The following is a 25,630-nucleotide window of genomic DNA, read 5'->3' as shown; positions in this document are numbered from 1 at the left end:
AAGTGATGAGCGAGATTCGTTATGCCGTTGTGGATCCCAGCAGCGGTGAGCTGGTGCGCGAGTACGAGAACCACACCGATGAGCAGCTGCTCGAAGCGGTCGGTAGGGCCCACGAGGCGTTCCGTTCCTGGGGCCGACACGGATCGGTCGCTGACCGGGCGACGCTCGTACGACGCGTCGCGGAGCTGCACACGGAGCGCCGTGAGGAGCTCGCGGCGATCATCAACCGGGAGATGGGAAAGCCGCTGCAGAATGCGCTGTTCGAGGTCGACTTCAGCGCAGCCATCTATGCCTACTACGCCGACAACGCGGCTGCCTTCCTCGCGGACCAGACGCTGCCGCTCCTCAGCGGCGAAGGCTCCGCCGTGGTGCGCCGGGAGCCGCTCGGTGTCCTCCTGGGGATCATGCCGTGGAACTTCCCCGCCTACCAGGTTGCCCGATTCGCCGGCCCCAACCTGGCGGCCGGCAACACGATCCTGCTGAAGCACGCTCCCCAGTGCCCGGAGTCGGCGGCCGCGCTCGAAGCGATCTTCCGCGATGCCGGCTTCCCCGACGGCGCCTATCTCAACGTGTACGCCACCAACGACCAGGTCGAAGCGGTCATCGCTGATCCGCGGGTCCAGGGTGTCTCACTCACCGGCTCGGAACGCGCCGGGGCTGCCGTGGCCGAGATCGCCGGACGACACCTGAAGAAGGTCGTCCTCGAGCTCGGTGGTTCTGACCCTGTGATCGTGTTGAGCACTGACGACCTCGCCGCCACCGTCGACGATGCGATCCAGGCCCGTATCTCTCTGAACAACGGGCAGGCGTGCACGGCGGGAAAGCGGATGATCGTGCACGAGAGCCTCTACGACGACTTCGTCTCGGAGTTCACGAGCCGCATGCTCGCCACGGAGCCGAGCCCGTTGTCGTCTGAGGCTGCCGCGGAGAGGCTCGAGCAGCAGGTCGCCGACGCCGTCAGCCACGGCGCGCGCCTTGCGACCGAGGGCGAGCGGCGAGGCGCGTGGTACCCCACGGGAGTCCTCACGGGCATCACACCCGACGACGACGCCGCCAAGCAGGAGCTGTTCGGCCCGGTCGCGATGGTCTTCAAGGTGAAGGACGAGGACGAGGCGATCGAGGTCGCCAACGACACTCCGTACGGCCTGGGCTCGTACGTCTTCACCACCGATGCGGACCAAGCCCGCCGGGTCGCCGAGCGCATCGATGCCGGCATGGTGATCATCAACGGGGTCTACGCAACAGGCCCCGAGATGCCGTTCGGAGGCATCAAGCGGTCCGGCTTCGGCCGGGAGCTCGGCCCCTTCGGGATCGACGAGTTCGTCAACAAGAAGCTCATCCGCACGGTCAAGTGATCTTTGCAGCAGCACGGGCGATCGAGTCGCGGCTTTCCCCGACCTAGGGGCTTCTCGGGGCATGGCCATATGGGTCGGTGGACTGCTCACGCAGCGGCGGCTTTCAACGCAGCGATCGCGAACTTCAACAACTGAGGCGGCAGGAACCGAGCGCCGCTGTGACACAGAGGAATGGCAACCGATGACCAACGCAGTGCAGAACATCTGGCGGCACGCGGACGCCACACCCGAGAACGTCGCGCTGCGAGCGGACGGACGCACGTGGACGTACGACGAACTACGGGCGGGTATCGCTCGCGCCGCAGTGGAATTGGAGCGGCGTGGGGTCGGGCGAGGTGACAGAGTCCTGCTCGTCGTCCCGACGGTGGCTGAGTTCGTCTTCGTCTACCATGGTGTGCTGTCCCTGGGAGCCACGGCGGTGACGGTGAACACCCTCTGCACAGCGCCCGAGATCGAGTACTTCCTGACTGACGCGGATTGCAAGCTCGCCGTCGGCTACCGCGACGTCGCGGACGCGTTGCTGGTCGCAGCCACGGCAGTCACGCGTCCCACCTGGATCCTGGATCCGGGCTCGATCGGTCCAGGCGCCGTCGGCGCCGCCGGCGAGCGTCCCTCCTACGTCGACGTGGATGAGCATGACGCAGCCGTGCTGCTCTACACGTCGGGGACCACCGGAAAGCCCAAGGGAGCGGTCCTCACGCACCACAACCTTCTTGCGTCTGGGAACGCCCTGTCACAGGTCCAGGCAATCGGTCCTGACGACCGAGTGGGCACGGCGCTGCCGCTCTTCCACGTGTACGGTCAGGCTTCCGTGATGGCCTCGACCCAGCACGTGGGTGCCGCCCTGTCGCTCCAGCGACGGTTCGACGCCGTCAGCATGCTCGAGATGGCGGCCAGCCATCGCCTCACCACGATGGCGGGCGTTCCGACCATGTGGAACGAAATGCTTCACGCCCGTACCTCGCTGTCTGCGCACGACCTCTCAGGTTTGCGGTTGTGCCTCACCGGCGGAGCGCCGCTGCCCAAGGCGGTGAGCGAGGCCTTTCAGGCACGGTTCGGCCCGCGCGTCATCGACGGCTATGGACTGACGGAGACGACCGGCGCCGCTACCGCTCAGTCCCCGGCTCACGAGCCGAAGGAAGGCAGCGTGGGACGCCCAGTCCCGGGCACCACTGTCACGGTCCTGGACGCTGATCACCAACCAGTACCTATCGGTGAGGTCGGCGAAGTGGCGATCGATGGGCCGGGGGTGATGCGGGAGTACTGGAACCGTCCCGACGCAACGGCCGCAGTGCGCAACGGTCGCTGGTTCCTGACCGGCGACCTGGGTCGGATGGACGCAGACGGCGACCTGTGGATCGTGGGCCGCATCAAGGAGCTGATCATCCGCGGCGGCTACAACGTGTACCCGTCCGAGGTCGAAGACGTCATGTACGGCCATCCCGCGGTCCTGGAGTGTGCCGTCATCGGGCTCCCCGACGAGCGCCTGGGGGAAGAGGTGGCCGCCGTCGTGGTCGTGCAACCCGGAGTATCCCTCGACCTGGCCGATCTGCGCGAATGGCTGGCGGAGCGGCTGGCGGCGTACAAGGTCCCGCGCGTCTACCAGGTCTGTGACGCCCTCCCCAAGGGCACGACCGGCAAGATCCTCAAGCGCGACATCGATCACGACGAGGTCCTCAACAACGGGATCCGGCCGCAGCGGATTGCGATGACTCCGGCTCTGAACGAGTAGTCGCCTCCGGGCTCAGTCAGAGGTGCTCGCATAAAGGGAGGCTTTCGAGGCGCCGATCAAGTCCAGTCGATCAGGCAGGACTGCGTCTCCTGAAACTCACGGAGGCCTTCGCGAGCTCCCTCTCGTCCGATGCCGGACTGCTTGACGCCGCCGAAGGGCGACGACGGGTCCGACACCAGCCCGCGGTTGATCCCGACCATCCCAGTCTCGAGTCGTTCTGCGAGGCCGAGGGACCACCTCAGGTCCCGCGAAAAGACGTACGCCGCAAGGCCGTACTCGCTGCGGTTGACCTGTTGCACCAGGTCGTCCTCCTCGTGCCACCTGACCACCGGCGCCACCGGTGCGAAGATCTCCTGCTCGAGGATGTCCGCCTCGATGGGTACGCCGTCCAGGACGGTGGGCGGATAGAAGTAGCCGTTCAAGGAGCCGCCCAGCGGCGCCTGCGCCGAGATGCGGGCACCTTGGGCAACCGCATGCTCCACCAGTTGGGCAACTCCGCGGACCGCGCGCTCGCTGATCAGCGGACCGATCTCGACATCGCTCTGAAGTGGTGCGCCGACCTTCAGTGCTGCGACACGACCTCCGAACTGGTCCAGGAACGCATCTGCGACGTCAGCGTGGACGAAGAACCGGTTGGCGGCCGTGCACGCCTGACCGGAGTTGCGGAACTTGGCAACCATCGCTCCTTCCACTGCTGTCTCGACGTCAGCGCCCGGGCCGACGATGAGCGGGGCATTTCCGCCTAGCTCCATCGAGCAGTTGACGATGCGGTCGGCAGCGCGTCGGAGGAGCAGTCGTCCGACTCGGGTCGACCCCGTGAAGGAGAGCTTTCGAACTCGGTCGTCATCGATCATCGTGTTGACCAACGTCGGGGCGTCCACGGTCGGGATGACGTTGAACGCTCCCGCGGGTGCGCCCGCCCGGGCCAGGATCTGCCCGATCGCCAGGGCCGACAGAGGTGTCTCCGCTGCCGGCTTCAACACGACTGTGCAGCCGGCTGCGAGAGCAGGCGCCACCTTGCGCGTCACCATGGCGAGTGGGAAGTTCCACGGCGTCACGAGGACGGCGACGCCAGCCGGACGGTGGGTGACGACCGCACGAACGCCGCCGGTCGGCGCAGTGGCATAGGAGCCCTCCGGCCGGACGGCTTCCTCACTGAACCAGCGGAAGAACTCCGCCGCATACGTCACCTCGCCACGCGCGTCGGCGAGGGACTTCCCGTTCTCCCGCATAATCAGGTACGCAAGGTAGTCGGCATCCGCGATCATCAGGTCGAACGCGCGTCGGAGGATCTCGGCGCGCGTTCGAGGCGGTGTCGAGGACCAGTCCTCGAACGCCGCAGCGGCAGCGTCCACCGCCCGCGTCGCCTCCGCTGGAGAAGCGTCGGCGACGCGGCCGATCGGCTCGGTGGTTGACGGGTCCTCCACCAGGAAGGTCCCGTCCAGTGGCGCCGCGAGCGACTCGCCGTCGATCCACAGCTGGCTCAGGGCGCTGTCGCGTTCGAACCGCCGGTGGAGCTCGGCCACGGGTCGACCGGTGCTGCCGGCCATGGTAGGCGTTGCGCGCATGGTGCTCTCTCTCGCGTCGGTCTGGGCGATGCCTGTCCAGGCAGGCAGGAGGGGGCCGAGGCTCGTCGATTCAGCGGGCCCGCCGGGCCACGCGAGATCCTGGGTGGGTCGGCGAGAGCCGGCTGTTGCCCGGCCCCGCGATGTACTCGCGAAGCGTCTCCCCCGCGTACTCCTTCCAGACCCGGCCACGCTTCTGCAACTCCGGAACCACGGTGTCGACGAACGCCTCAATGTCATGCGGCGTGACGGCGTACGACAGGTTGATCCCGTCGAGATCGCCCTCGTCGACCCAGCGTTCGATCTCATCGGCCACGGTCTCGGGGCTGCCGACGAGCACCGGCTCGACCCCACCGATGCTCATGTGGCTCGCGATGTCGGCAGGCGTCCACTTCCGGGTCGGGTCGAGCTTGGTGAAGAGGTTGAGGACGGTCTGGATCGCGTTGGTGTCGGCAGATTCCAAAGGGGTGTTCTTGTCGAATTTCGCGAGGTTCACGCCGGAGAACCCCCCGAAGAGCGCCATGGCACCCTCCTCTGATGCGTACTCCTGGTACTCCTTGTACCTGCGCTCGGCCTCGGCGTCCGAATCGGCGACGACGGCGGTCAGGATCGTGAAGATCTTGACGTCGTCGCGCTTCCGGCCGGCGACCTCCGCCTGGGTTCTTATGTCATCGGTGATGACCTTGCTGAGGTTGGAGTTGAGCACGTTGACGAACAGGCCCTCGCCGTGTTCTGCGGCGAACTGCCTGCCGCGGGAAGAAGCTCCGGCCTGGAAGATGACCGGCGTTCGCTGGGGGGACGGCTCAGCCATGTTGAAGCCGTCCACGTTGAAGAACCGGCCCTCGTGGTGGATCGGGTGGACCTTGTCCGGGTTGACGTAGACGCCGCGTGCCCGGTCGAGCTCGACGGCGTCGTCGTCCCAGGACTGCTCCCAGAGCTTGTACACCACGGTCATGAACTCTTCGGCGAGCTCGTAGCGATCGTCATGAGCCAGGGGCGCGACTCCGAAGTTGCGAGAGGCGCTCGCGAGATAGGACGTCACGACGTTCCATCCGACGCGACCCTTGGTCAGGTGGTCGAGCGTACTCAGGCGACGGGCCAGGGGATAGGGGTGCTCGAAGGTCGCCGAGGCGGTCAGCGCGAAGCCGAGGCGGGACGTGACCGATGCCATCGCGGAGACGTACTGGAACGGATCGTTGGCCGGGATCTGCATGCCGTTGCTCAGCGCGGCCGCGGGAGAGTCTCCATAGACGTCGTAGGGACCAAGGACGTCGGCCAGGAAGATCGCGTCGAAACGTCCACGCTCGAGGGTCTTGGCCAGCTCCAACCAATAGTCCAGGTCCTTGTAACGGTGTGCCTGGCTCTGCGGATGCCGCCACAACCCCGAGCTCTGGTGCCCCGCCGCGGTCATGTTGAAGGCATTGAGCCCAATGCGCTTGGCCATCTCGAACTCCTGAGAGCATCTTAGTGAAAGTAGACTTCGATCGAAGTGAGCTCTCAGTATGGCACGAAAGAGTCGCCCTGAGAAGGCGGAAGTGCAGAGGTTCACGCCTCAGCGGGCCGCCTTTCGTCGAGTCCGAGCGTGGTCCGACGGCTGTTACGGCACACCGTCCACTGAGCGATGTGCGGACCCCGGGTGACGGCCGGAGGCAGCGTCCCTTACGGGGGACCTCAGCGGTTCGACGCAGATGCCTGAAGTGGCTCCAGCAGGGTGGCCAAACGGTGGCGAAGGCGCTTGGGCATCGCAGCTTTCGGTAGCCGGCGAGCGTGCGATCGCAGCACTTCATGAACGTACAGGGCGTGACAGTTCTGCACGACGACGGGCGTGTCCATGGCGACGAGGGCGCCGGCCTGCTGGCCGCGCTCGAGAACCTGCTCCAGGAGTCCGAACCAGCGGTCGGCGTACTCCAGTCCGCTGCTGCCGACAGCCGTCGACGTGCCGAAGGACTCCTTGACGAAGGTGAAGGCGAGTTCCGGGTAACGCTTGTACAGCTGCGCGAACATGTCGTAGCTGGCCAGGATCCGTTTCACGTAGCTGTCCGGGTGGGTGCTGGAATCGTCAAGAAGTTTCGCGATTGCGCCTTCACAGTCATCGACGACCTTCTCGAACTCCTGCCCGTAGACGAGGAGGAACAGGTCCAGCTTCGAGGGGACGTATCTGAAGAGAGTCGCCTCGCCCATGTCAGCCTGGAGGGCGATCTCCTTCGTCGTCACGGCTTCATAGCCCTTGGCCCACATCAGCTCTCGCGCGGCGGTCTGCAAGCGGGCCATCGAGTCCTTCTTCTTCCGCTCTCTCATCCCGAGCTCGGGCGAAGGATCTGCTCGCATTCGACACTCTCTCTGCTCGACCGACGCGCAACGTCTGCAGTGTAATCACGAGCTTTGAGGGCAGTTGGACACCCGTGAGTCAGCTCGGGATCGCGGCGACGTCGTGTCTTCTAGGCGATCACGCCGTCCATGGGCGGCTTTCAACCCGCCCGACATGCTTCTCGATGTTGCGCAGGGCGGGCTCGACCCAGCTTCTCGCCTCATCCAGTGCTTGCCTGAGCTGAGGATCGCTCGCGCGCTCCCGGAGCCCGCGTGCCGGGTTCAGTCGCGTGTGTCCGGACCAGGCGCGGATGTCCGCCTGCTCGCTACGCCTGGCAGCACTGGTGAGGAATGCATCGGTGAAGGACAGCAGATCGTCGACGTTGCCGGTGTAGATCACGGGGAGCGAGAGGTGCTCCTTCAAGGGGTCGTCGTCGCACAGCGCCTCGACGACCGCCAGTGTGGCTGCGCTCCAGCACGCGTATCCGGGTGTGACGTACTGCAAGGTGATACGCCCCGGTTCGAACACCGGGTGGGGAGTGAGCGCCCTCAGCCCGGTCGCGGTGCAGTCGACATAGACCTGGTCGTCGGGCTGGGCATGGAACCCGCCACTCAGCTCCATCCCGTCAGTGCGCAGCCGCTGCACCCTTCCGTCCCGCACCACGTTCCGAATCGCCTGCAGGCCCTCGACCTCCGCGCGACTGATGGTTGCGCCGCGGAACGCCGTCGGGGGCACCCCGTCGTCGATCCGGACGAACAGGCCCTCCTGCTCGAGCCGGAGGGCCATGTCGGCTCCGCTGTCTGCTTCAGCAGCGGCCTTGAGCCAGATCGCGTTGAACCGCGCGCGGCTCTCCACGAGGTCCAGTGGCTGGGTCCAGGCGCGGTCGATCGACCACACGTCGCGAGAACGCACCCAGGTGATCGAGTCGGCTTCGACCCCGTTCTCCAGGAGCCAGGTGCAGGTGTCCATCGCCGTCTTGCCCGCACCGAGAACGGTGAAACCGCTGGGCGCGGACCCGATCTCCACTAGGTAGTTCGGGGCGATCACCATCACCCCCGGGTCGATCTCGAACTCGGGCCGGCGTCTCGACGGAATGTCGGGCTCGATGTAGGTGGCATCGACGACGCGTCGTCGTACCCGGATCCGCATCTCCTCGCCGGTCAGCAGTGACACGACGCGGTAGTCGTTCGGGCCTTGCTCTCGATACTCCGACATGGCAAGGAAGCGAACTCGGCCCGACGGCAGCAGGACCCGATCCATCACCTCGGCGTAGTAGCTGCAGATCTGCGGCGCAGACGAGAGCTCGTACATGCCGGCGTTGTTCCCACGCTCGTCGATGCGGTCCTGACCCAGGTCCGTCGACGACACGCCGTAGCAGGCCGCCGGCTGGTGGAGCCGCACGAACGGGTAGGCGTCGTGCCAGTGACCGCCCGGACGGTGACGACGGTCGACCATGATCACGTCGGCGTCCGAGTGCTCGATCAAGGCGTCGACGAAAGCCATGCCCGAGGCTCCGGCCCCCACGACGAGGTAGTCGGTTTCCAGCTGCATAAACGTGTCCACTTCACTCGTGTGCGGGGTCTTGAATGGGGCATCGGCGTGCACGGTCGCCTTGCCGTTCGTGCGGTCAAAGCCCGAGGTCTCGGCCGATGAGCTCCTTCATGATCTCGTTCGAGCCCGCCCAGATCTTGGTCACCCGGGCGTCACGCCAGGCGCGGGCGACGCGGTACTCGGTCATGAAGCCATAGCCGCCGTGCAGCTGCACGCAGTGGTCGAGCACCTCGGACTGGGTCTGCGAGGTCCACCACTTCGCCTTCGCGGCATCGATCGCGGTCAGCTCGCCCTGGGTGTGGGCGAGCACGCACTTGTCGACGTAGGCCTGGGCGACGTCGACCTGCGTGAACATCTCCGCGAGCAGGAACTTGTTGTGCTGGAACGATCCGATGTTGTGACCGAAGGCTTGCCGCTCCTTGGTGTACTGCAGAGTTTCGACCAGGATCTGCTTGGCGTGCGCGAGGTTCCCCACCGCCGAACCCAGCCGCTCCTGAGGCAGGTGCTCCATCATGTGGATGAAGCCGTGGTCCACCTCTCCGATCACCTCGTCATCGGTGAGCCGCACGTTCTCGAAGAACAGCTCGGCGGTGTCCGACTCCGCCTGGCCGACCTTGTCGAGCTTGCGGCCACGGGAGAAGCCCTCCGCGGTCGCATCCACCGCGAACAGGGTGATCCCACGTGCCTTCTTCTCCGGCGACGTCCGAGCGGCCACCACGATGAGATCGGCGGAATAGCCGTTGGTTATGAAGGTCTTCGAACCGTTGAGCACCCACCCGTCACCGTCACGCACGGCGGTCGTCTTGAGCGCGGCGAGGTCGGAGCCGCCGCTGGGCTCGGTCATGCCGATCGCAGTGAGGATCTCGCCGGACGCGACGCCCGGCAGCCACCGCTTCTTCTGCGCGTCGGTGAGCAGCGTGATCAAGTACGGCGCGACAGTGTCGGCGTGGATGCCCCAGCAGCTGCCAAGCGCAGCATTGAGCCCGGTGAATTCTTCGCCGACGACGGCGGTGAACCGGTAGTCGTCTGTGCCTGCTCCGCCGTACTCCTCGGGGATCTGCAGCCCGAGCAAGCCTTGGGCACCGGCTTCGAGCCACAGCTCGCGGGGAAAGGCCCGGTTCTCGGCGTAGGTGTCGAGGTTGGGGATCACCGACCGCTCGAGGAATCCGCGCACGGAGGTCCGGAAGTCCTCGTGGTCTTCGTCGTAGATGTCGCGCCTCATCGTGATACCTCTCTCGTGGACCCCGCCGCATGCCCGGGCGTGGGGTCCTGTGCGGTCGCCGGTGCGGATAGTTTTGATAGCACACTTCGTTCGAAGTGCACTATTCGAAGCGTGACACGGCGCGCACCTGTAGGGAATAGGCGACGAGCGCTTTGTGGGCTAACCCACACGAGACTGTGCGACAATCTCGGTCGGCCGACTGAAAGGGGGCGTGCTTCATGGCGTACGTCGAAGCGGCGCTGCGTCGTCGACAGATGGTCGCCGCCGCCCGAAGCGTGCTGGCCCGGGACGGCGTCGCCCGTGCAACGCTCCGCGCCGTCGCGGGGGAGGCTGGGGTGCCGCTCGGGACCATGCAGTACGCCTTCCGGTCGAAGGAGCAGCTGCTGCGCGCGGTGATCGAGGACGTGGTCGAGGAGATCGCCGAGGTTCTGCAGGAGTCCGCGGAGCTGAACCACGGGCTCGAGCACGCGATCCGCCAGGGCCTGAAGAGCTTCTGGGCTCGCCTCGTCGCGGATCAGGCCGATCTCCAGCTCATCCAGTACGAGCTGACCATCTACGCCCTCCGGACCCAGGGTCACGAGAACCTCGCGCGGTGGCAGTACGAGCGCTACTGCAGCATCGTGGCGGCCTGGTGCCAGGAGGCCGCCCACAACGCCGGCGAAACGTGTGCCGTTCCGTTCGCCCAGCTCGCTCGCGTCATGGTGGCGGGGATGGATGGCCTCATCCTGCAGCACGTCTGCGATCCGAACGACGCACGGTCGCGGGAGGATCTCGACGCCCTGGGGAACATGGTGCTCTCGCTCGTGAACGCGTCCCCCGACCAAAGATCACGCCGGGCGCCTTCCCGGACTGACTGACGCCGCCAGCATTCCGTGGTCCGCGGGCGCCGAGAATCCGCCCGTCCGAAACACTTGTGCTCATCCCTGTGTCGCCGTAGCGTTCAACTCAGTCATACGACTGACTTGAAGAGGTGGAGTGATGGCCGAAATTGATGTCGTGGTGGTCGGCGCTGGATTGGCCGGACTCTCGGCGGCCCGGAATCTGGTGGCAGCCGGCAGGAGCGTCGCGGTGCTCGAGGCGCGCGAGCGCGTCGGCGGCCGAACGATGGGTGAATCCTTGAGCAACGGTGTCGCGGTCGAGATGGGTGGCCAGTGGGTCGGGCCGACCCAGGACGTCGTGCTCGCCCTGATCAAAGAGCTCGGGCTCGAGACCTTCGCCAGCTACGACGAGGGCGATGCGATCACGTACGTCGACGGTGAGGCGCTGCGGTTCTCGGACGAGACCTACGGGCTGCCGGCTGAATCCGCTGCCGAGGTGGGTCGGATGTGGGCGGAGATCGAGGCCCTCGCGTCCACGGTCTCGACCGAGTCACCTTGGGAGACCGATGGCGCCGAGGAGCTGGACCGCCAGACCCTCGACGGGTGGCTGGTGAACAACACACGAGACGAGATCGTCCGGCGCTTCTTCCGCATCATGGTCCCGGCGGTCTTCTCGGCTGAGGCGCCCGAGATGTCTCTCCTGCACTTCCTGTTCTATGTGCGATCGGGCACCAGCTTCGAGACGCTGGTCTCCACGACGGGCGGCGCACAAGAGAGCCGGGTCCTCGGCGGGACGCACCAGATCTCTGAACGAATCGCCGCTGAGCTGGGCGACCGCGTCCGGCTGGGTGCTGTGGTTCGGACCATCCGGCAGGACGAGAACGGCGTGGTCGTCGAGTTCGAGGGCGGCAGCGTGTCCGCAGGCCGCGCGGTGGTGGCCATTCCCCAGACGCTTGCCGGCCGGATCCGCTACGTGCCCGCGCTCCCGGCGGCGCGCGACGCACTCACCCAACAGTTCCCGGCAGGGTCGGTCATCAAGTTCCAGATCGGTTACGACACACCCTTCTGGCGCCAGGACGGTCTGAACGGGACCGTGATGAGCCTGGACGACACCTTCAACGTCGTCCTGGACAACAGTCCGGTTGACGCGTCGTGCGGCGTGCTGGTCGGATTCATCGAGGGTAAGCACGCTCGCGCGGCTGCACTCCTCACCCCCTCAGAGCGCCGCCAGGTGGTGGTGGACGCGCTGGTCAAGTATTTCGGTCCACGTGCCGCAGAGCCTTTCGACGTCGTCGAGCAGGACTGGAACGCCGAAGAGTTCACCCGCGGGTGCTACGGCGGCAGGCTCGGGGCAGGAGCCTGGACGCAGTACGGCAAGGCCGTGGCGGCGCCCGTCGATCGGATCCACTGGGCGGGGGCAGAGACGTCGCCGATCTGGAACGGCTACATGGACGGCGCCATCCGCTCCGGTCGCCGAGCCGCAGACGAAGTGCTTGCTGCGTCGGCGCGACGTGGCGACCGAAGGGAAAGTCTGTGAACCCCTTGGCCGCTCTGGACCGTGTGGTCGCAGTCCTCTCCGCACCGTGGCGTCGGCTGCAGTCCGAGGACCTGGTCGACGACATCGCCGACGGGTTGGCCACGTCGGGTCGATACGTCGTTCGCGTGGATGCCGTTCCTGCCGAGCATGTCCTGGACTTCAGCTGGGCCGCGCGTCGCGCTGGGCGGCGGTTGGGAGTCTGCGTTGGGGTCGAGACGATGAAGGCTGACGCTGCCGATGGCAGCCGTTCGTGCGTGGTCGTGGCGCCTCTGCGTCCCTGGCCTGAGTGTGCTGACTAGACGGTTCGACTGCGAGAACCTCCGCGCCTCTTGCGCTGGGTGATCCCCAACTAGAGGACGGGTGGCCCGGCCCTCGCTCCTGCGCCGCCGGCGCAAACTAGGCCAGAAGTCGCATAGCTCGCCCGTCGTCATATAAGCGTCATATAAGCGTCATGGTCACATGGTCGCGTCCGGAACTGCGGCCTTGGGTGCGTGACACGCCCATTTCCTTGACGCGGGTCCTCGATCCGACAGTTGGGACGGTCGATCCGCGTCTACTCCGCGGAATCGGCTCGAAGAAGCCCGAGATCTTCCGTGCTGCTCGGGTACTATCGTGGCTGATTACAACACCGATGTCTGGTGTCGGCCCAGGTCAGAGCAGGTGTCGCCGAGCTTCTCCGAAATCCGGCGACAGGTGAAGGCGCCCCTCTCGCAATGAGAAGGTCAGGGGTTCGAATCCCCTCAGCTCCACCAGGTTCGGCGGTCTTCGGGCCGCCGTTCTGCTTTTCGGGAGCCGTTCTTCTTCGCCCCGGTGGGTAGTGCACGGTGCCGATGGCAGGAGAAGGTCAGGGGTTCGGATCCCGTCAGCTCCACCAGGTTCGGCGGTCTTCGGGCCGCCGTTTCTGCTCTCTCGCCGCTCCGACCCAGAGGGGTGGGCCGCACGGCCGCATCTCGGCGTGAGCTCGCGGCTCGGCGCCGGCAGGGCGTGTTTCCGGCGCGACACGAGTGCTCAAAGTTTACTAACTAACTCTACTTTTGATATCAAGGGTGCATGCGGAACTCATCTCCCACCGTCGGTCGCGGACGTCGACTGTCGCTCGCCGAGCTTCGTGACGTCGTGGAGCACTACGCCGACGACGTGCGCGCTGGACGGTACGTCGCCGAGTTCGAGACCGACCAGCGCTGGCACGTCCGGATCCATCAGGACGACGACGTCGACGTCTGGCTGATCAGCTGGACCACCGAGCAGGGCACCGAGCTCCACGACCACGGCGACTCGTCGGGGGCGTTCGCGGTCGTCGAGGGCGTCCTGAACGAGTACGTCTGGAGCGACGCAGCCGACGGGGCGGGACTGCTGGTCAACAACGTGCGCGAGGAGGGAGACGTCGTCGCATTCGGCCCGGCGTACGTCCACGACGTGCGCAACCACCGGGAAGCCCCGGCGGTGAGCGTGCACGCCTACTCCCCGCCGATCCGGCTCATGCGCTACTACGACGCGGTCGCGAGCACGATCCGGCACACCGGGTCGAGCTGGACCGACGACCCCGAGGCGCCCGCTCCGAGGAGTGCGGCGTCGTGACGTTCGCGACCCTCGAGGCCATGGTCGACGCAGCCCGCGCCGATCTCGTGCGGCTCACGCCCCAGCAGGCGCAGCACGAAGTGCGCGCGGGTGCCCTGCTGGTGGACATCAGACCGGAGTGGCAGCGCAGCGTCGACGGCGAGATCCCCGGGGCGATCGTGATCGAGCGCAACCACCTCGAGTGGCGCCTGCATCCCACCTCCGACGCGCGCCTGCCCATGGCCTCGGCGGACATGCGCTGGATCGTCTACTGCACCGAGGGCTACGCATCCTCCTTGGCCGCCGCATCACTGGTCGCGCTCGGCCTGGACGCGACGGACCTGATCGGCGGCATCCACGCCTGGCGTGCTGCAGGGCTGCCGACGACGACCGGTCCGACCCCGGTCGAGCACGTCGTCGGGGCGGTGGCGCCGTGAGCCGCCCGCACGTCGTCGTCGTGGGGGCTGGCGCGTCCGGCACGCTTGCCGCGATCCACCTCGCCCGCGAGTCCGGGCGACGGGGCGTCGGGCTCGAGATCACCCTGGTCGACCCGGCCGACCGCTGGGGTCGGGGCACTGCGTTCGGCACGGTGGACGACCAGCACCTGCTCAACGTGCCGGCCGCCGGCATGAGCGCTCTGCCCGAGGACCCGTCGCACTTCGTGCAGTGGCGTGGCGGCGAGGCGTACGAGTTCGCGCCACGGCGCGAGTACGGGCGCTACCTCGACGAGCTGCTCACCACCACGCTCGCCACCAGCCTGGTGAACACGACGGCCCACCACCTGCGGGCGCGCGCGGTCGGCGTGCGTCGGCGCCCCTCGGGCGCCCTGGTCTGTCTCGACGGGGGCGAGGAGCTGTCCGCCGACGCGGTCGTCCTGGGGTGCGGCCTTCCCCGCGCCGGGTCCGGGTGGGCGCCGGAGTCCGTGCAGGATTCGGCCTTCTTCGTCCCCGACCCATGGGCGCCCGGCGCGCTCGACGTCGTACGTCGTGACCGCACCGGACCTGCCGACGTGCTCGTCGTGGGCACCGGGCTGACGATGGTCGACGTCGTCCTGTCGCTGGTCGACGGACAGAGTCGCCGGGACCGGGTCGTCCACGCGGTGTCTCGGAGCGGGCGCCTGCCCGAGGTCCACGCCCCGGAGCTGCGGCCGGCGGTCATCCCGGACATCTCCACCTGGGGTCACACCCTGGACGAGCTGCGGTGTGCCGTTCGGGCGCACCTGGCGACGGTGTCCCTGACGACCGGCGACTGGCGGCCGGGCATGGACGGCATCCGGTTCCAGGTCGCGGCGCTGTGGGACCGGCTCGGTGAGCACGATCGACTGGAGTTCCTGCGCCGGGACGCGGGGAGTTGGAACGTCCTGCGGCACCGGCTGCCGTTGTCGAGCGGAGCCCGGATCGACGAGCTCCGGACGCACGGCCGACTCGAGATCGGCGCCGGCGAGGTGGTTGCTGCGCAGCCGTTGCCACGCGGCGGGCTTCGCGTCGAGCTGTCCGACGGGTCCAGCCGCGACGTCGGCTGGGTGGTCAACTGCACCGGGCCGCAGACCGACGTACGCCTCCTCGGGGACCCGCTCATCGACGACCTGCTGCGACCACGCGCCGGGTCCGCGCTGGCGACGCCGGCCACGGCAGGGATGGGTCTTCGCACCGAGAACGGGCGACTCGTCGACACCCACGGCTCCAGCCACGCGCCGATCTGGGCGCTCGGAGCGCTGCGACGTGGCGAGCTGTGGGAGTCGACGGCAGTTCCGGAGATCCGGGCCCAGGCGCTCGCCGTCGCGGGCGCGGTCCTCGAGGCGGTCGCCCCGGCACCCCGTCGCCTGGCTGACGGGCGCCTGGTCGGCGGCCACCACCCGGTGGCCCGCCCGCGGGACCCGCTCGGTCTTCCCCTCTCGACGACGGCCGAGGCGGCGACCCTCTACAACGCCGGCCTCGAGCGGGTGATGCGCCTGCAGGACGGCGGTGAGGACCTGCTGCGGGAGGCCGTCCAGGTCGATCCCGACTTCGCCATCGCCCACGCGGCCCTCGCGCTCCTCGGTCACGAAGCAGGGGTGAATGCCGACGTCCAGGCCGAGCTCGACGCCGCCCGCCGAGCAGCCGGCAAGCGCGCGGACGATCGCGAGCGCAGCTTCGTGGACGTCGTGGCGGAGCGCGTGAAGGACGTACGCCGAGCCGGGGCACGCGCCCTGATGGCGCACATCGCCGAGCACCCGCGCGATGCGCTCGCCGTGTCGGCGGCGGTGCCGACGATCGCGTTCTCCGGCGTGACCGACGTGCAGCAGGAGGCGTGGGACCTGGTCGAGGGGCTCGCCCCTGCCTACGGCGACCACTGGTGGTACATCTCCCTGCTGGCCTTCACCCGCCAGGACCAGTCACGCTTCGAGGAGGCCGGCCTGCTGGCCGAGAGCGCGCTGTCCTGCGAGCCATCCTCCGGGCACGCCGTGCACGCCCTGACCCACGTGCTCTACGAGACCGGGCAGCACGACGTCGGACGCACCTGGCTCGACCACTGGGTGGCGTCGAGCGGCCGGTCGGCGAGCCACCGAGCCCACTTCTCCTGGCATGCCGCGCTCCACGAGCTGGCCCTCGGCGACCTCGAGGCGGTGCGCGCCCGCTACTACTCCCAGCTCGCACCTCCCGGTGTCACGGGCGTGCGCGCGCTCGTCGACTCCGCCTCCCTGCTCTGGCGGTGGAGAATGACGATGTCCGCGATCCAGCCGGGTGAGACGCCTCCGGTGGCTCCCGTGCTGGAGCAGGTCGATGCGCGGCTCCTGACCACGCCGGGCACGCCGTTCATTGCGCTCCACGCTGCCCTCGGCCATGCGGGGAACGCGGACAGGCACGCGCTGGAGACCTTGGCACGCCACTGCCGGGAATCCGCGGAGCCGGCCATGAGCGCGACGGTGGCCACGGTGTGCGACGCCCTGGCCCTCGTCCTCGACCAGGAGTACGCCGCGGCCGCGGCCCTGCTTGAGGAGACCATGCAGCGGATCGACGCTCTCGGTGGCTCGGCCGCGCAACGCGAGGTGCTCGAGGAGACGTTGATCGACTGCCTCGTCCACGACGCACAGACCGAGGCTGCCCGACTGCTGCTCGACCGGCGGCTGGCACGGCGACCCTCCCCGCTGGACGGCCGCCGCCGCGACGTGCTGGCCACCTCCTTGCTCGCCGGGTAGGGGGCCGGCCGCGTCGGGGACCTCGAGCACGCCAGATCTGGGAGACTCCCGCCATGCGTGTCACTGCGCAGTCCGACTACGCGCTGCGGGCGCTCATCGAGATCGCGCGGCGAGCGGTCGACGGACCGCTGGTTTCGATCTACGGTCTCCGACCCGAGGCGGTTCAGTACAACGAGTCGGCCGCCGTGCTGCAGCACGTGGATCGCGAGTCGACGCTCGCTGCGCGACGTCCTCGAGAACGTCACGGTCGGCCAGCTGGCGACGGGCAAGCTCCCGCGCGCGGTCAGCAGCCGGACGTCGGACGGCGACGCGTGGCAGTCCCACTGAGGTGATGAGGCCGGCTCGAGGATCATCCCCGTTTAGTCGAGTAATCGGGTAGACTTTGAGCATGAAGACAGCAACGGGCGTGCGACCGCGTCCGGAGGATGCCCGGGTCGTGGTGGAGGCTCCGGCGACGGGCCCCGGCAACTGGGCAGGAGCGCCCAGCGCCCTACTGGTGGACGGCGTCTACTGGCTCGCGTACCGGGTCCGGCAGCCGCTCGACCAGGGCCGCGGCGTGGCCGTGGTGGTCGCGCGGTCGGAGGACGGCGTCCGGTTCACGCGGGTCACCGAGGTGCGGCGTGAGCAGTTCGGTGCCGAGTCGCTGGAGCGACCGGCGCTCGTCGATCTCGGGGCCGCAGGATGGCGGCTCTACCTCAGCTGTGCGACGCCGGGCTCCAAGCACTGGTGGATCGAGGCCGTCGACGCGCCGGCTCCCGAGGGCTTTCCGTCAGGGGAGCGGACGATGTGCGTGCCCGGTGACGGGTCGCTCGCCGTCAAGGACCCGGTCGTCGAGGCAGCCGACGACGGCTGGCGGATGTGGGTCTGCTGCCACCCGCTCGACCTCCCCGGCCAGGAGGACCGCATGCACACCCGCGTGGCGATCTCGGACGACGGCCTGCGGTGGACCCTGGGTGGGGTGGTCCTCGCGCCGCGGCCGGGACAGTGGGACTCCCGAGGAACGCGCGTGACGGCCGTCCTCGACCACGACCCGCTGACCGTGCTGTACGACGGACGCGCCTCGGCGGAGGCGAACTGGTTCGAGCAGACGGGCGTCGCGCGAGGCGACGAGGGGCTCCTCGTGCCCGAGGACGAAGCGTCGACCGGATCGCCGTACTCGGACGGAGCGCTGCGCTACGCGAGCGTCGTGGACCTTCCGGGTGGAGGGAGGCGGCTGTACTACGAGCTCGCCCGTCCCGACGGAGCCCACGACTTGGTGACGGAGCTGGTCGACTGAGCCTTCTCCTTCACGCGCGCGGTGAAGGAGCCCCGTCCCGACTCGCCTCTCCAGTCCTCGAACGACTGCCCGGTGACGCGCTCGAGGACGTCGAGGTCGGCGAGCATCGGCTCCAGCACGAGCCGGCGCTGCTCGGGCGTCAGGTCAGGCCGGTGCGTGCCCTTGCGGTGCAGCTCGCGGAGCAGCGGCCGGCTGACGTTCCGCCACACCTGCGGCGGCGCGTAGGCGCCGGCCGCGGCACCGGCGCGCACCAGCCTGGCCAGCGACCGGGTCCGGAGCGTGTCGGGCCGCAGCGGCCGCGTGTTGTCGTGCGGGACGAGGTGCGCAGGTCCGGCTGGGACGCCGAGGAAGCGCAGCACCGCGGCGACGGTCTCGTCCGGCTGGTCGACCAGCGCCCGGTAGCGCAGGACCAGCACCTGGGCCCGGTCGAAGTGCCGGAACAGGTGCTCCAGCTGCTCGCCGTAACGACCCAGGCCGCGATAGGCCCAGAACGGCGCCCACCCTCGCCGCAGCCGTGACGCTTCGAGCCCGACGGCACGCACGAAGTCGGGCTCGGGCTCCAGGCCGTCCGACCACAGGTGCATCCAGTTGGAGTACGCCCGGTCGACAGGGTCACGGAGCAGGACGACGAACTTCGCGTGCGGGGCGACCGCCGCGATCCGGCGGTGCGCCTCCCGGTCGTGGAGGTAGAACGGGGTGCTCTCGCCGCGCACCGCCTCGTCGGGCGCGCCTGCCCACAGGCGCAGGTAGTCCGACTCGCGCCACACCCACTCCTGGCGGCTGTGCGCGTCCCCGGGCCCGCGGTGCCGCGCGCGCGGCGGCGGGCTGCCGTCGCAGAGGAAGAACTTCGGCTCCTTCGGGGAGCTCAGGGCGATGCCGGGTACGCCGACGAGGGCGGAGTGCAGCGCGGTCGTGCCCGCCTTGGGCGCTCCCGCGATGAAGAAGTCAGGCCAGCGGGGCAATCCCCTCATCCCTTCCGGATCAGGTAGCCGAAGACGCGGGCAGGTCAGGCGCTCTGGGTCTCGAGGCGACCGGAGAGCGCGCGAGCGACGAAGGCGTCGATCTCGTCCCGCTCGCGTCGTGCCCGGGACAGCTCCAGGCTCGCCGCGAGGGCGTTCTCGACGGACCTGGTCTGGTCCCAGAACCGCCACCTCGAGAGCTCGACGTGCATGGCCTCGTCCCTTCGGTCGACCGGTAAGAAATTAAAGTCTAGTGACTTAATAGTCATTTGGGAAGTCCGTACACGGCCGGTCGGCCGGGATGACGTGGCGCCCGAGATCGCCGAGGGGGCGATCGGCGGAACCTTGTGTCCGGGGGGCGCGGCTAAGACTTAAGTCAAGTAAGTTGATAGACAATCAAGCTCTGCCCACGTCGCAACAGGAGCGGCCCCCATGATCGAGATCTCCGGCCTCACCAAGGTGTACGGCCAGACGACCGTGCTCGACGGCATCGACTTCACCGTCGCCGACGGCGAGATCGCCGCGGTCGTCGGTCCCAGTGGAGCGGGGAAGAGCACCCTCGCGCGCTGCATCAACCTCCTCGAGCGTCCCACCGCGGGCAGCGTCGTCGTCGGTGGCCGTGACCTGGCGGCACTCTCCGGTCGGGAGCTGCGTCGCGCGCGACGCGAGATCGGCACGGTGTTCCAGTCGGCGAACCTGCTGCGGCGGCTCACCGCGGCGCAGAACGTGGCACTGCCGATGCGCCACCGGGGGCTGGAGGACGCCGAGGTGCGCCGACGCGTCGGCGACCTGCTCGAGCGGGTGGACATGCTGCACCGGGCCAACCACTTCCCCTCTCAGCTGTCCGGTGGTCAGCGGCAGCGGATCGGGATCGCGCGCGGTCTCGCCCTTCGGCCGTCGGTGCTGCTTGCGGACGAGGCGACCTCAGGGCTCGATCCTGAGTCCACCCGCAGCATCCTCGGCTTGCTCACCGGCCTGCGCGACGAGCTCGGTGTCACCCTCCTGGTGATCACCCACGAGATGGACGTCGTGCGCGGGATCGCCGACCAGGTGGCACAGCTCGACCACGGCCGCATCGTCGAGCACGGTTCTGTCGTCGACGTCGTACGCCGCTCGGACTCGCCGCTCTCGCGCGCACTGCTGCCGATGCCGCCCACGCCGCGCGCTCCTGAGGGTCTGGCCCTGTGGACGTTGCGCTACGCCGCCGACGTGGTGTCACCGTTCTGGCTCAGTCGTGCCTCCGCCCAGCTGGGAGATCTCGCGCTGCTCTCGGCCCTCACGGAGGAGGTGGGTGGATCCTCCGTCGGACGCCTCACCGTCGGGCTGGACCCGAATCAGGACGCGCACCGCGTGGCGTCGGTGTTCGAGGCGCTCGGGATCACCGCGGAGCGTCAGATCATGGGCGGGATCGGCGTGGTCGCCGGCGCAGCGGGGGAGACGGCGGCATGATCCCGCTCCTCGGAACTGCGTGGCACGACGTCCCCGGCCTCCTCGGTCCCGCGGTGTGGGAGACCGCCCGGACGGTGCTCATCGTGATGTCGGTCGTCGTGCTGGTCGGCGGACCGCTCGGTCTGCTCATCTTCAACACGTCCCCGCTCGGGCTGACCCCGAACCGAGCCGTGCACGTGTCCATCAGCTGGATCGCCAACCTCGGGCGCTCGCTGCCCTTCCTGGTGCTGATGGCCGCGATCATCCCGGTCACGCGGTGGGTCTTCCACACCACGATCGGCTTCAAGGCCGCGATCATCCCGATGTCGGTGGCGGGCGTTGCCTTCTTCGCCCGCCTCACGGAGAACGCGGTCCGCGAGGTGCCGCGGGACCTGCTCGACGTCGGCGTGGCTTCCGGGTCCAGCCGCTGGCAGATCATCTCGGGCATCCAGCTGCGGGAGGCCCTCCCGGGCCTGGTGGCCGGCGTCACCCTGAACGTCATCGCGATGATCGAGTACTCCGCGATCGCCGGTGCGATCGGGTCGGGAGGCGTGGGCTACCTCGCCGTGAACTACGGCTACCGGCGGTTCGACAACAACATCATGCTCGCCTGCATCGTCGTGCTGATCGCGCTCGTGCAGCTGATCCAGTTCTCCGGCGACCGCGTCGTCCGCGCGCTGACTCGATAGCCGACTCCCGCCCCGCGTCCGGTCCTGTCCGTCCGACCCCTGTCCGGCCGACCAGCCCGTCCACACGAAAAGGAAACCTCATGTCCACGACCCAGTCCCGCCACGCTGCCGCCGAGATCGATCTCGGCCGTCCACGCAAGCCCTGGCTCCTCCCCGTCCTCGTCCTCGTGGTCGTCGCTGTCCTCGTGGTCGGGGTCGTCGTCGCCAAGGCGGCAAGCGGCGGCTCCGGCTCCGGCACGATCTCCGGCAGCCACTTCGGCAAGACCTTCGCGATCTCCTACCAGGCGAGCAGCGCCAGTGAGCATGCCTTCCTGGAGTACCTCGACAAGCAGATCGCACCCCAGTACGGCGTGACCATCAAGCCGGTCGGCATCGAGGACGGCAACCAGCTCGACCAGGCCACGGCCGACGGCCACTACATCGCAAACATCTACCAGCACAAGCACTGGTTGGCGCAGGTGCTGGACTCGACCGGGATGAAGCTCACGGCCCTCGGCCCGGTGTTCCAGTGGTCGTACTCGGTGTACTCCCAGAAGTACCCCTCGCTGGACGCCCTGCCGAAGGGCGCCACCATCGCCCTGCTGAACGACCCGGCCAACACCGCCCAGGCTCTGTGGATCCTGGAGCGGGCGGGCAAGCTGACCTTCAAGGACGGCGTCAACCCGTGGGAGGCGACCGAGAAGGACATCGCCCAGAACATCGGTGGCTACAAGTTCACCTACATGGAGTACGGCGCCGGCCCGCGCACGCTCCCCTCGGTCGATGCGGTGATCGACTACAACATGTCCTTCGTCGACGCCGGGACCCCTGAGAAGGACCGCATCTACGCGCCGCCCGCGCCACGTGAATTCGCAGGACAGCTCGTCGTCGGCACGAAGTACCTCGACGACCCGCAGGTGGCGGTGCTCAAGAAGATCTTCTTCGACCCGCGCGTCCAGAAGTACCTCGCGACCAACGACGACCCGAACCTCAAGGGCCAGCTGGCCCCGGTCTCGTCGTCGTGACAGGCGTGGCCCGGGCCGGTCACCTTCGGTGTGCTCCTTCGGAGATCGGCCCGGGCCACTTCATGTCCGGAGCACGTGTGGTCATGCGGTGGCACCCAGGCCCGCGACGACGCGGAACGCGGTGACCACGTCGGCCACGGCCTGCGGCACGGGCAGCCGGCGGCGGTGCAGGAGCGTCATGATCACCCGGGTGGCGTCACCGGCGATGGGCCGGAACGTGATCAGCCCCGCCCGCTCCAGGGGGTCGCCGAGCACGCTGTAGTCGGGGAGCAAGGAGATGCCCAAACCCTCGGCGACCATCATCTTCCCCATCTCGGCGCCGTCGGTGCTGTGCCACTCGCGGGGCAGCTCGGAGCCGAACAGCCGATGGGCATAGCGATGCATGAGATAGCCCGCCCGCATGCCGACGAAGGGCTCGCCACGCAGCTGCGCCGTGGTCACCTCGGCGTGCTCCGCCAGGTGATGGTCGGCGGGCATCACCACGACGGGGCGGCCATGCAACAGCGTGGTCCCGACAAGGTCCGGTGGGAGGTCGTCGCCACCGAGGAGGTTGACCAGACCGAGGTCCAGGCTGCCCTCCACGAGCCCGGCCTGGATCTCGTGCTGCTGCAGGTTGCGGATCTCGACGGTCGCGCCGGGGGTGGTGCGCTGGTGGTGGTGCACCGCCGGCAGGAGTAGCCGTGCCGTGCCTGCGTTGACCGTGCCGATCCGGATCGCGCGCGTGCTGACCTGCTGGTCACCGGCGAGCACCCGGAGTCGGCCCACCGCCTCCAGGACCTCCTCCATGCCGCGCAGCAGCTCCCTACCCTCCCGGCTGATGCGCGCGCCCGACCGGCGCCGGTCGAGCAGGGTCACGCCCAGCTCGCGCTCCAGCTTCGCGATCGCCTCGCTCAGGGCGGGCTGGGAGATGTGCAGCTGCTCGCTGGCCCGTCGCAGGGACCCGTGCTGGGTCACTGCCGCGACGTACTCGAGCTGTTCGATGCGCACCGTCAGGTCCTCCTGATCCTGCTCGTGGGTGAGAGGTGTTGCCGACCCCCGGTTCGCCGGAACCGCCACAGGAGAGCCGCGCCGGAAGGCCCACCGTGTGCTTAAAGTGTACCAAGGAAGTAGACATAGGAGAGATGATGACCGAACCGGTGACCGAGCCCTTGAAGTTCGCCTACTGGGTCCCCAACGTGAGCGGGGGCCTGGTGGTCAGCAAGATCGAGCAGCGGACCGACTGGGGATACGAGTACAACAAGAAGCTCGCGGTGCTCGCGGAGAACAACGGCTTCGAGTACGCCTTGTCCCAGGTCCGCTACATCGCGTCGTACGGCGCGGCGTACCAGCACGAGTCCACCAGCTTCAGCCTCGCCCTGCTGCTCGCCACCGAGCGACTCAAGGTGATCGCCGCGATCCACCCGGGCCTGTGGCAGCCGGGGGTGCTGGCCAAGTTCATCGCCACCGCAGACCAGCTCTCCGGAGGACGTGCCGCCATCAACGTGGTGAGCGGCTGGTTCAAGGACGAGTTCACCAAGCTGGGTGAGCCGTGGCTCGAGCACGGCGAGCGGTACCGCCGGGCCGAGGAGTTCATCCGTTACGTGCGGGAGATCTGGACCTCCGACCATGCCGAGCTCAACGGCGACTTCTACCGACTCCACGACTTCGACCTGAAGCCGAAGCCGGTGGAGGTGCCGGGCCGCCCGCACCCGGAGATCTTCCAGGGTGGCAACTCGACCGACGCCCGCGGCATGGCCGGCCGCGTCTCGGACTGGTACTTCGCGAACGGCAACACCCCCGAGGGAATCGCCGAGCAGGTTCGTGACGTCAGCGAGGTCGCCCAGGTGCACGGTCGCACCGTGCGCTTCGGGGTCAATGGCTTCGTGATCGCCCGCGACACCGAGGCCGAAGCGCGCGACGTGCTGCGGGAGATCGTCGACAAAGCGGATCGCGAAGCCGTCGAGGGCTTCGGTTCTGCGGTCAAGCAGGCCGGCCAGTCGACCGGCGACAAGAAGGGAATGTGGCAGGACTCGGAGTTCGCCGATCTCGTGCAGTACAACGACGGCTTCCGGACCGGCCTCATCGGAACTCCCGAGCAGGTCGCAGATCGGATGCTCGAGTACAAGCGACTCGGGGTGAACCTCATCCTGTGCGGGTTCCTGCACTACCTCGAGGACGTGGAGTACTTCGGCCAGAAGGTGCTGCCGATCCTGCGCGAGAAGGAGGCCGCCGCGCTCGAGGTCGCGAACCGATGACGTTGACCGCGGCGCGTCCGGTCGTGCCCGTGCTCGACGCCGGGGCCGCGCTCGGGACGGCCTCCGCGCTGGGCGCAGCCTTCGCCGAGGGAGCGGCTGCCCGCGACGCCGAGAGGGTGCTACCGGGGAGCGAGTTGGACCAGCTGTCCGCGAGCGGGTTGCTCGCGATCACCGTCCCGACCGAGCACGGCGGTGCCGACCTCCCGGCCGAGGTGGTGGCGTCCGTGGTGGCGACACTTGCGGCGGGTGACCCGAACGTCGCCCAGATCCCGCACAGCCACTTCGTCTACGTCAACGCGCTTCGACACCAGGCGACTCCTGCGCAGAAGGGGTTCTTCTTCCGCGAGGTGCTTGCGGGAAAGCGCTTCGGCAACGCCCAGTCGGAGCTGGGCACCCGAACCTCGCGGGACTACCGCACCACGTTGCACGCCGACGGCGCCGGTCGGTGGCGCCTTGAAGGGGAGAAGGCCTACTGCACGGGCGCCCTGCTGGCCGACTGGATCCCCGTGCTCGCCCACCTCGGCACCGAGGGCCCCTTGCACGTCGCCTGGGTGGAGCGCAACGCGGCGGGTGTCACGGTCGTCGATGACTGGAACGGCATGGGTCAGCGCACGACCGCCAGCGGCACCGTGCGCCTCGACGGTGTCGTGGTCGGCGAAGACCGGATCACGCCGTACCACCTCACCTTCACCGGTCCGCAGACCTACGGCGCGTTCGCCCAGCTCCTCCACGCCGCGATCGACACCGGCATCGCGCGCGGAGCGCTCGAGGAGGGCGCCGCGTTCGTGCGCACCAAGAGCCGCCCGTACGCCGACGCCGGCGTCGAGCGGGCCGCAGAGGACCCGCTCGTCGTGCACGCGCTCGGCCAGCTGGAGCTGTCCGTGCGTGCGGCCGAGGCGCTGACAGGGGAGGCGGCGCGAGCCGTCGACCGAGCCAACGCCGACCTGACCGCCACCTCGGCGGCCGACGCGAGTCTCGCGGTCGCGGCGGCCCGTTCGGCGTCGGCGCAGGCCTCGCTCGAGGTCGGCAACCGGATCTTCGAGGTCGCCGGCACCCGCTCGGCCCTGGACCGGCTGAACCTCCACCGGCACTGGCGCAACGCCCGGACCCACACCTTGCACGACCCGGCGGCCTGGAAGGTCCAGCACCTGGGCCGCTGGGCCGTCGACCGCATCGCGCCCCCCAACCACGGCCAGCTCTGAGCGGGCCCAAGGAGA

Annotated in this window: 21 protein-coding genes; 13 read left to right on the top strand and 8 right to left on the bottom strand. The window is 68.5% G+C overall.

Annotated features, from left to right (window positions below; all coding sequences use genetic code 11):
• The first annotated feature begins 5 nt into the window (after nucleotides 1-5).
• Together EFL26_RS21295 and EFL26_RS21290 are read left to right on the top strand one after the other, a co-directional pair.
• A complete protein-coding gene (locus EFL26_RS21295) occupies nucleotides 6-1,355 on the top strand; it encodes an NAD-dependent succinate-semialdehyde dehydrogenase (RefSeq protein WP_123224931.1) in 1,350 nt (449 codons plus the stop codon).
• Nucleotides 1,356-1,536: 181 nt separating this feature from the next.
• Entirely contained in the window at nucleotides 1,537-3,087 is a 1,551-nt protein-coding gene (locus EFL26_RS21290; RefSeq protein WP_123224930.1) for a class I adenylate-forming enzyme family protein, read from the top strand.
• 56 nt (nucleotides 3,088-3,143) lie between these two features.
• Here the strand turns inward: EFL26_RS21290 and EFL26_RS21285 are convergent, their stop codons facing one another.
• The 5 genes from EFL26_RS21285 to EFL26_RS21265 form a co-directional block, all read right to left on the bottom strand.
• Nucleotides 3,144-4,637 carry an NAD-dependent succinate-semialdehyde dehydrogenase gene (locus EFL26_RS21285; RefSeq protein WP_123224929.1) on the bottom strand — a complete coding sequence of 498 codons (1,494 nt, stop codon included), beginning with the start codon at nucleotides 4,635-4,637 and terminating at the stop codon, nucleotides 3,144-3,146.
• An 88-nt stretch (nucleotides 4,638-4,725) separates the two neighbouring features.
• Nucleotides 4,726-6,096, bottom strand: coding sequence for an LLM class flavin-dependent oxidoreductase (locus EFL26_RS21280; RefSeq protein ID WP_123224928.1), 1,371 nt, complete (start codon nucleotides 6,094-6,096; stop codon nucleotides 4,726-4,728).
• Nucleotides 6,097-6,323: 227 nt separating this feature from the next.
• Nucleotides 6,324-6,923, bottom strand: coding sequence for a TetR/AcrR family transcriptional regulator (locus tag EFL26_RS21275; RefSeq protein ID WP_183408307.1), 600 nt, complete (start codon nucleotides 6,921-6,923; stop codon nucleotides 6,324-6,326).
• Nucleotides 6,924-7,098: 175 nt separating this feature from the next.
• Nucleotides 7,099-8,565, bottom strand: a complete 1,467-nt coding sequence (locus tag EFL26_RS21270; RefSeq protein ID WP_148046795.1) for an NAD(P)-binding protein — start codon at nucleotides 8,563-8,565, stop codon at nucleotides 7,099-7,101.
• Nucleotides 8,566-8,587: 22 nt separating this feature from the next.
• Nucleotides 8,588-9,733 carry an acyl-CoA dehydrogenase family protein gene (locus tag EFL26_RS21265; protein WP_123224925.1) on the bottom strand — a complete coding sequence of 382 codons (1,146 nt, stop codon included), beginning with the start codon at nucleotides 9,731-9,733 and terminating at the stop codon, nucleotides 8,588-8,590.
• Between the two features lie 218 nt (nucleotides 9,734-9,951).
• Between EFL26_RS21265 and EFL26_RS21260 the strand changes: the two genes are divergently transcribed.
• From EFL26_RS21260 to EFL26_RS21225, 6 genes are all read left to right on the top strand, one after another.
• Nucleotides 9,952-10,590, top strand: coding sequence for a TetR/AcrR family transcriptional regulator (locus EFL26_RS21260; protein ID WP_123224924.1), 639 nt, complete (start codon nucleotides 9,952-9,954; stop codon nucleotides 10,588-10,590).
• Between the two features lie 121 nt (nucleotides 10,591-10,711).
• Complete coding sequence (locus tag EFL26_RS21255) at nucleotides 10,712-12,088, top strand: flavin monoamine oxidase family protein (protein WP_123224923.1); 1,377 nt, start codon at nucleotides 10,712-10,714, stop codon at nucleotides 12,086-12,088.
• 1,050 nt (nucleotides 12,089-13,138) lie between these two features.
• Entirely contained in the window at nucleotides 13,139-13,666 is a 528-nt protein-coding gene (locus EFL26_RS21245; RefSeq protein ID WP_123224920.1) for a cysteine dioxygenase, read from the top strand.
• A complete protein-coding gene (locus tag EFL26_RS21240) occupies nucleotides 13,663-14,082 on the top strand; it encodes a rhodanese-like domain-containing protein (RefSeq protein ID WP_221177092.1) in 420 nt (139 codons plus the stop codon). Before EFL26_RS21245 ends, EFL26_RS21240 begins: the two co-directional genes overlap by 4 nt.
• Nucleotides 14,079-16,823, top strand: a complete 2,745-nt coding sequence (locus tag EFL26_RS21235) for an FAD/NAD(P)-binding protein (RefSeq protein ID WP_123224919.1) — start codon at nucleotides 14,079-14,081, stop codon at nucleotides 16,821-16,823. The genes EFL26_RS21240 and EFL26_RS21235 overlap by 4 nt, the downstream gene beginning before the upstream one ends.
• Nucleotides 16,824-17,211: 388 nt before the next feature.
• Nucleotides 17,212-18,099 carry a hypothetical protein gene (locus tag EFL26_RS21225; RefSeq protein WP_123224918.1) on the top strand — a complete coding sequence of 296 codons (888 nt, stop codon included), beginning with the start codon at nucleotides 17,212-17,214 and terminating at the stop codon, nucleotides 18,097-18,099.
• On the opposite strand, the gene EFL26_RS21220 is transcribed toward EFL26_RS21225, so the two are convergent.
• Both EFL26_RS21220 and EFL26_RS24390 read right to left on the bottom strand, forming a co-directional pair.
• Entirely contained in the window at nucleotides 18,042-19,061 is a 1,020-nt protein-coding gene (locus tag EFL26_RS21220) for a sulfotransferase family protein (RefSeq protein WP_246000319.1), read from the bottom strand. The genes EFL26_RS21225 and EFL26_RS21220 overlap by 58 nt on opposite strands.
• Nucleotides 19,062-19,105: 44 nt before the next feature.
• The gene (locus tag EFL26_RS24390; RefSeq protein WP_183408306.1) at nucleotides 19,106-19,270 is read right to left on the bottom strand and encodes a hypothetical protein; all 165 of its coding nucleotides are present in this window, start codon (nucleotides 19,268-19,270) and stop codon (nucleotides 19,106-19,108) included.
• 220 nt (nucleotides 19,271-19,490) lie between these two features.
• Between EFL26_RS24390 and EFL26_RS21215 the strand changes: the two genes are divergently transcribed.
• The 3 genes from EFL26_RS21215 to EFL26_RS21205 all read left to right on the top strand — a co-directional run bounded on the left by EFL26_RS21215 (nucleotide 19,491) and on the right by EFL26_RS21205 (nucleotide 22,179).
• The gene (locus EFL26_RS21215) at nucleotides 19,491-20,507 is read left to right on the top strand and encodes a methionine ABC transporter ATP-binding protein (protein ID WP_123224916.1); all 1,017 of its coding nucleotides are present in this window, start codon (nucleotides 19,491-19,493) and stop codon (nucleotides 20,505-20,507) included.
• On the top strand, nucleotides 20,504-21,175 hold the full coding sequence (locus EFL26_RS21210) for a methionine ABC transporter permease (RefSeq protein WP_123224915.1): 672 nt from the start codon (nucleotides 20,504-20,506) through the stop codon (nucleotides 21,173-21,175). The genes EFL26_RS21215 and EFL26_RS21210 overlap by 4 nt, the downstream gene beginning before the upstream one ends.
• A gap of 80 nt (nucleotides 21,176-21,255) precedes the next feature.
• On the top strand, nucleotides 21,256-22,179 hold the full coding sequence (locus tag EFL26_RS21205) for a MetQ/NlpA family ABC transporter substrate-binding protein (RefSeq protein WP_123224914.1): 924 nt from the start codon (nucleotides 21,256-21,258) through the stop codon (nucleotides 22,177-22,179).
• Nucleotides 22,180-22,260: 81 nt separating this feature from the next.
• Here EFL26_RS21205 and EFL26_RS21200 read toward each other — a convergent pair whose 3' ends face one another.
• Complete coding sequence (locus tag EFL26_RS21200; protein WP_123224913.1) at nucleotides 22,261-23,166, bottom strand: LysR family transcriptional regulator; 906 nt, start codon at nucleotides 23,164-23,166, stop codon at nucleotides 22,261-22,263.
• A gap of 137 nt (nucleotides 23,167-23,303) precedes the next feature.
• On the opposite strand from EFL26_RS21200, the gene sfnG reads away from it, so the two are divergent.
• On the top strand, nucleotides 23,304-24,413 hold the full coding sequence (gene sfnG / locus EFL26_RS21195) for a dimethylsulfone monooxygenase SfnG (protein WP_123225134.1): 1,110 nt from the start codon (nucleotides 23,304-23,306) through the stop codon (nucleotides 24,411-24,413).
• Nucleotides 24,410-25,615 carry an SfnB family sulfur acquisition oxidoreductase gene (locus tag EFL26_RS21190; protein WP_123224912.1) on the top strand — a complete coding sequence of 402 codons (1,206 nt, stop codon included), beginning with the start codon at nucleotides 24,410-24,412 and terminating at the stop codon, nucleotides 25,613-25,615. Before sfnG ends, EFL26_RS21190 begins: the two co-directional genes overlap by 4 nt.
• The last annotated feature ends 15 nt before the right edge of the window (nucleotides 25,616-25,630 follow it).

Source organism: Nocardioides pocheonensis, from assembly GCF_003725535.1.
GTDB lineage: Bacteria > Actinomycetota > Actinomycetes > Propionibacteriales > Nocardioidaceae > Marmoricola > Marmoricola pocheonensis.
Note: the sequence above shows the minus strand (reverse complement) of the source record. Positions and strands in the feature narration are given on the sequence as shown.

Excerpts from the sequence above, each read along its gene's own strand:
- EFL26_RS21280 (WP_123224928.1), bottom strand. The coding sequence starts at position 6,096 with ATGGCCAAGCGCATTGGGCTCAATGCCTTCAACATGACCGCGGCGGGG.
- EFL26_RS21265 (WP_123224925.1), bottom strand. The coding sequence starts at position 9,733 with ATGAGGCGCGACATCTACGACGAAGACCACGAGGACTTCCGGACCTCC.
- EFL26_RS21210 (WP_123224915.1), top strand. The coding sequence starts at position 20,504 with ATGATCCCGCTCCTCGGAACTGCGTGGCACGACGTCCCCGGCCTCCTC.
- EFL26_RS21275 (WP_183408307.1), bottom strand. The coding sequence starts at position 6,923 with ATGGCCCGCTTGCAGACCGCCGCGCGAGAGCTGATGTGGGCCAAGGGC.
- EFL26_RS21245 (WP_123224920.1), top strand. The coding sequence starts at position 13,139 with ATGCGGAACTCATCTCCCACCGTCGGTCGCGGACGTCGACTGTCGCTC.
- EFL26_RS21205 (WP_123224914.1), top strand. The coding sequence starts at position 21,256 with ATGTCCACGACCCAGTCCCGCCACGCTGCCGCCGAGATCGATCTCGGC.
- EFL26_RS21260 (WP_123224924.1), top strand. The coding sequence starts at position 9,952 with ATGGCGTACGTCGAAGCGGCGCTGCGTCGTCGACAGATGGTCGCCGCC.
- EFL26_RS24390 (WP_183408306.1), bottom strand. The coding sequence starts at position 19,270 with ATGCACGTCGAGCTCTCGAGGTGGCGGTTCTGGGACCAGACCAGGTCC.
- EFL26_RS21215 (WP_123224916.1), top strand. The coding sequence starts at position 19,491 with ATGATCGAGATCTCCGGCCTCACCAAGGTGTACGGCCAGACGACCGTG.
- EFL26_RS21285 (WP_123224929.1), bottom strand. The coding sequence starts at position 4,637 with ATGGCCGGCAGCACCGGTCGACCCGTGGCCGAGCTCCACCGGCGGTTC.
- EFL26_RS21255 (WP_123224923.1), top strand. The coding sequence starts at position 10,712 with ATGGCCGAAATTGATGTCGTGGTGGTCGGCGCTGGATTGGCCGGACTC.
- EFL26_RS21290 (WP_123224930.1), top strand. The coding sequence starts at position 1,537 with ATGACCAACGCAGTGCAGAACATCTGGCGGCACGCGGACGCCACACCC.
- sfnG (WP_123225134.1), top strand. The coding sequence starts at position 23,304 with ATGACCGAACCGGTGACCGAGCCCTTGAAGTTCGCCTACTGGGTCCCC.
- EFL26_RS21295 (WP_123224931.1), top strand. The coding sequence starts at position 6 with ATGAGCGAGATTCGTTATGCCGTTGTGGATCCCAGCAGCGGTGAGCTG.
- EFL26_RS21225 (WP_123224918.1), top strand. The coding sequence starts at position 17,212 with ATGAAGACAGCAACGGGCGTGCGACCGCGTCCGGAGGATGCCCGGGTC.
- EFL26_RS21190 (WP_123224912.1), top strand. The coding sequence starts at position 24,410 with ATGACGTTGACCGCGGCGCGTCCGGTCGTGCCCGTGCTCGACGCCGGG.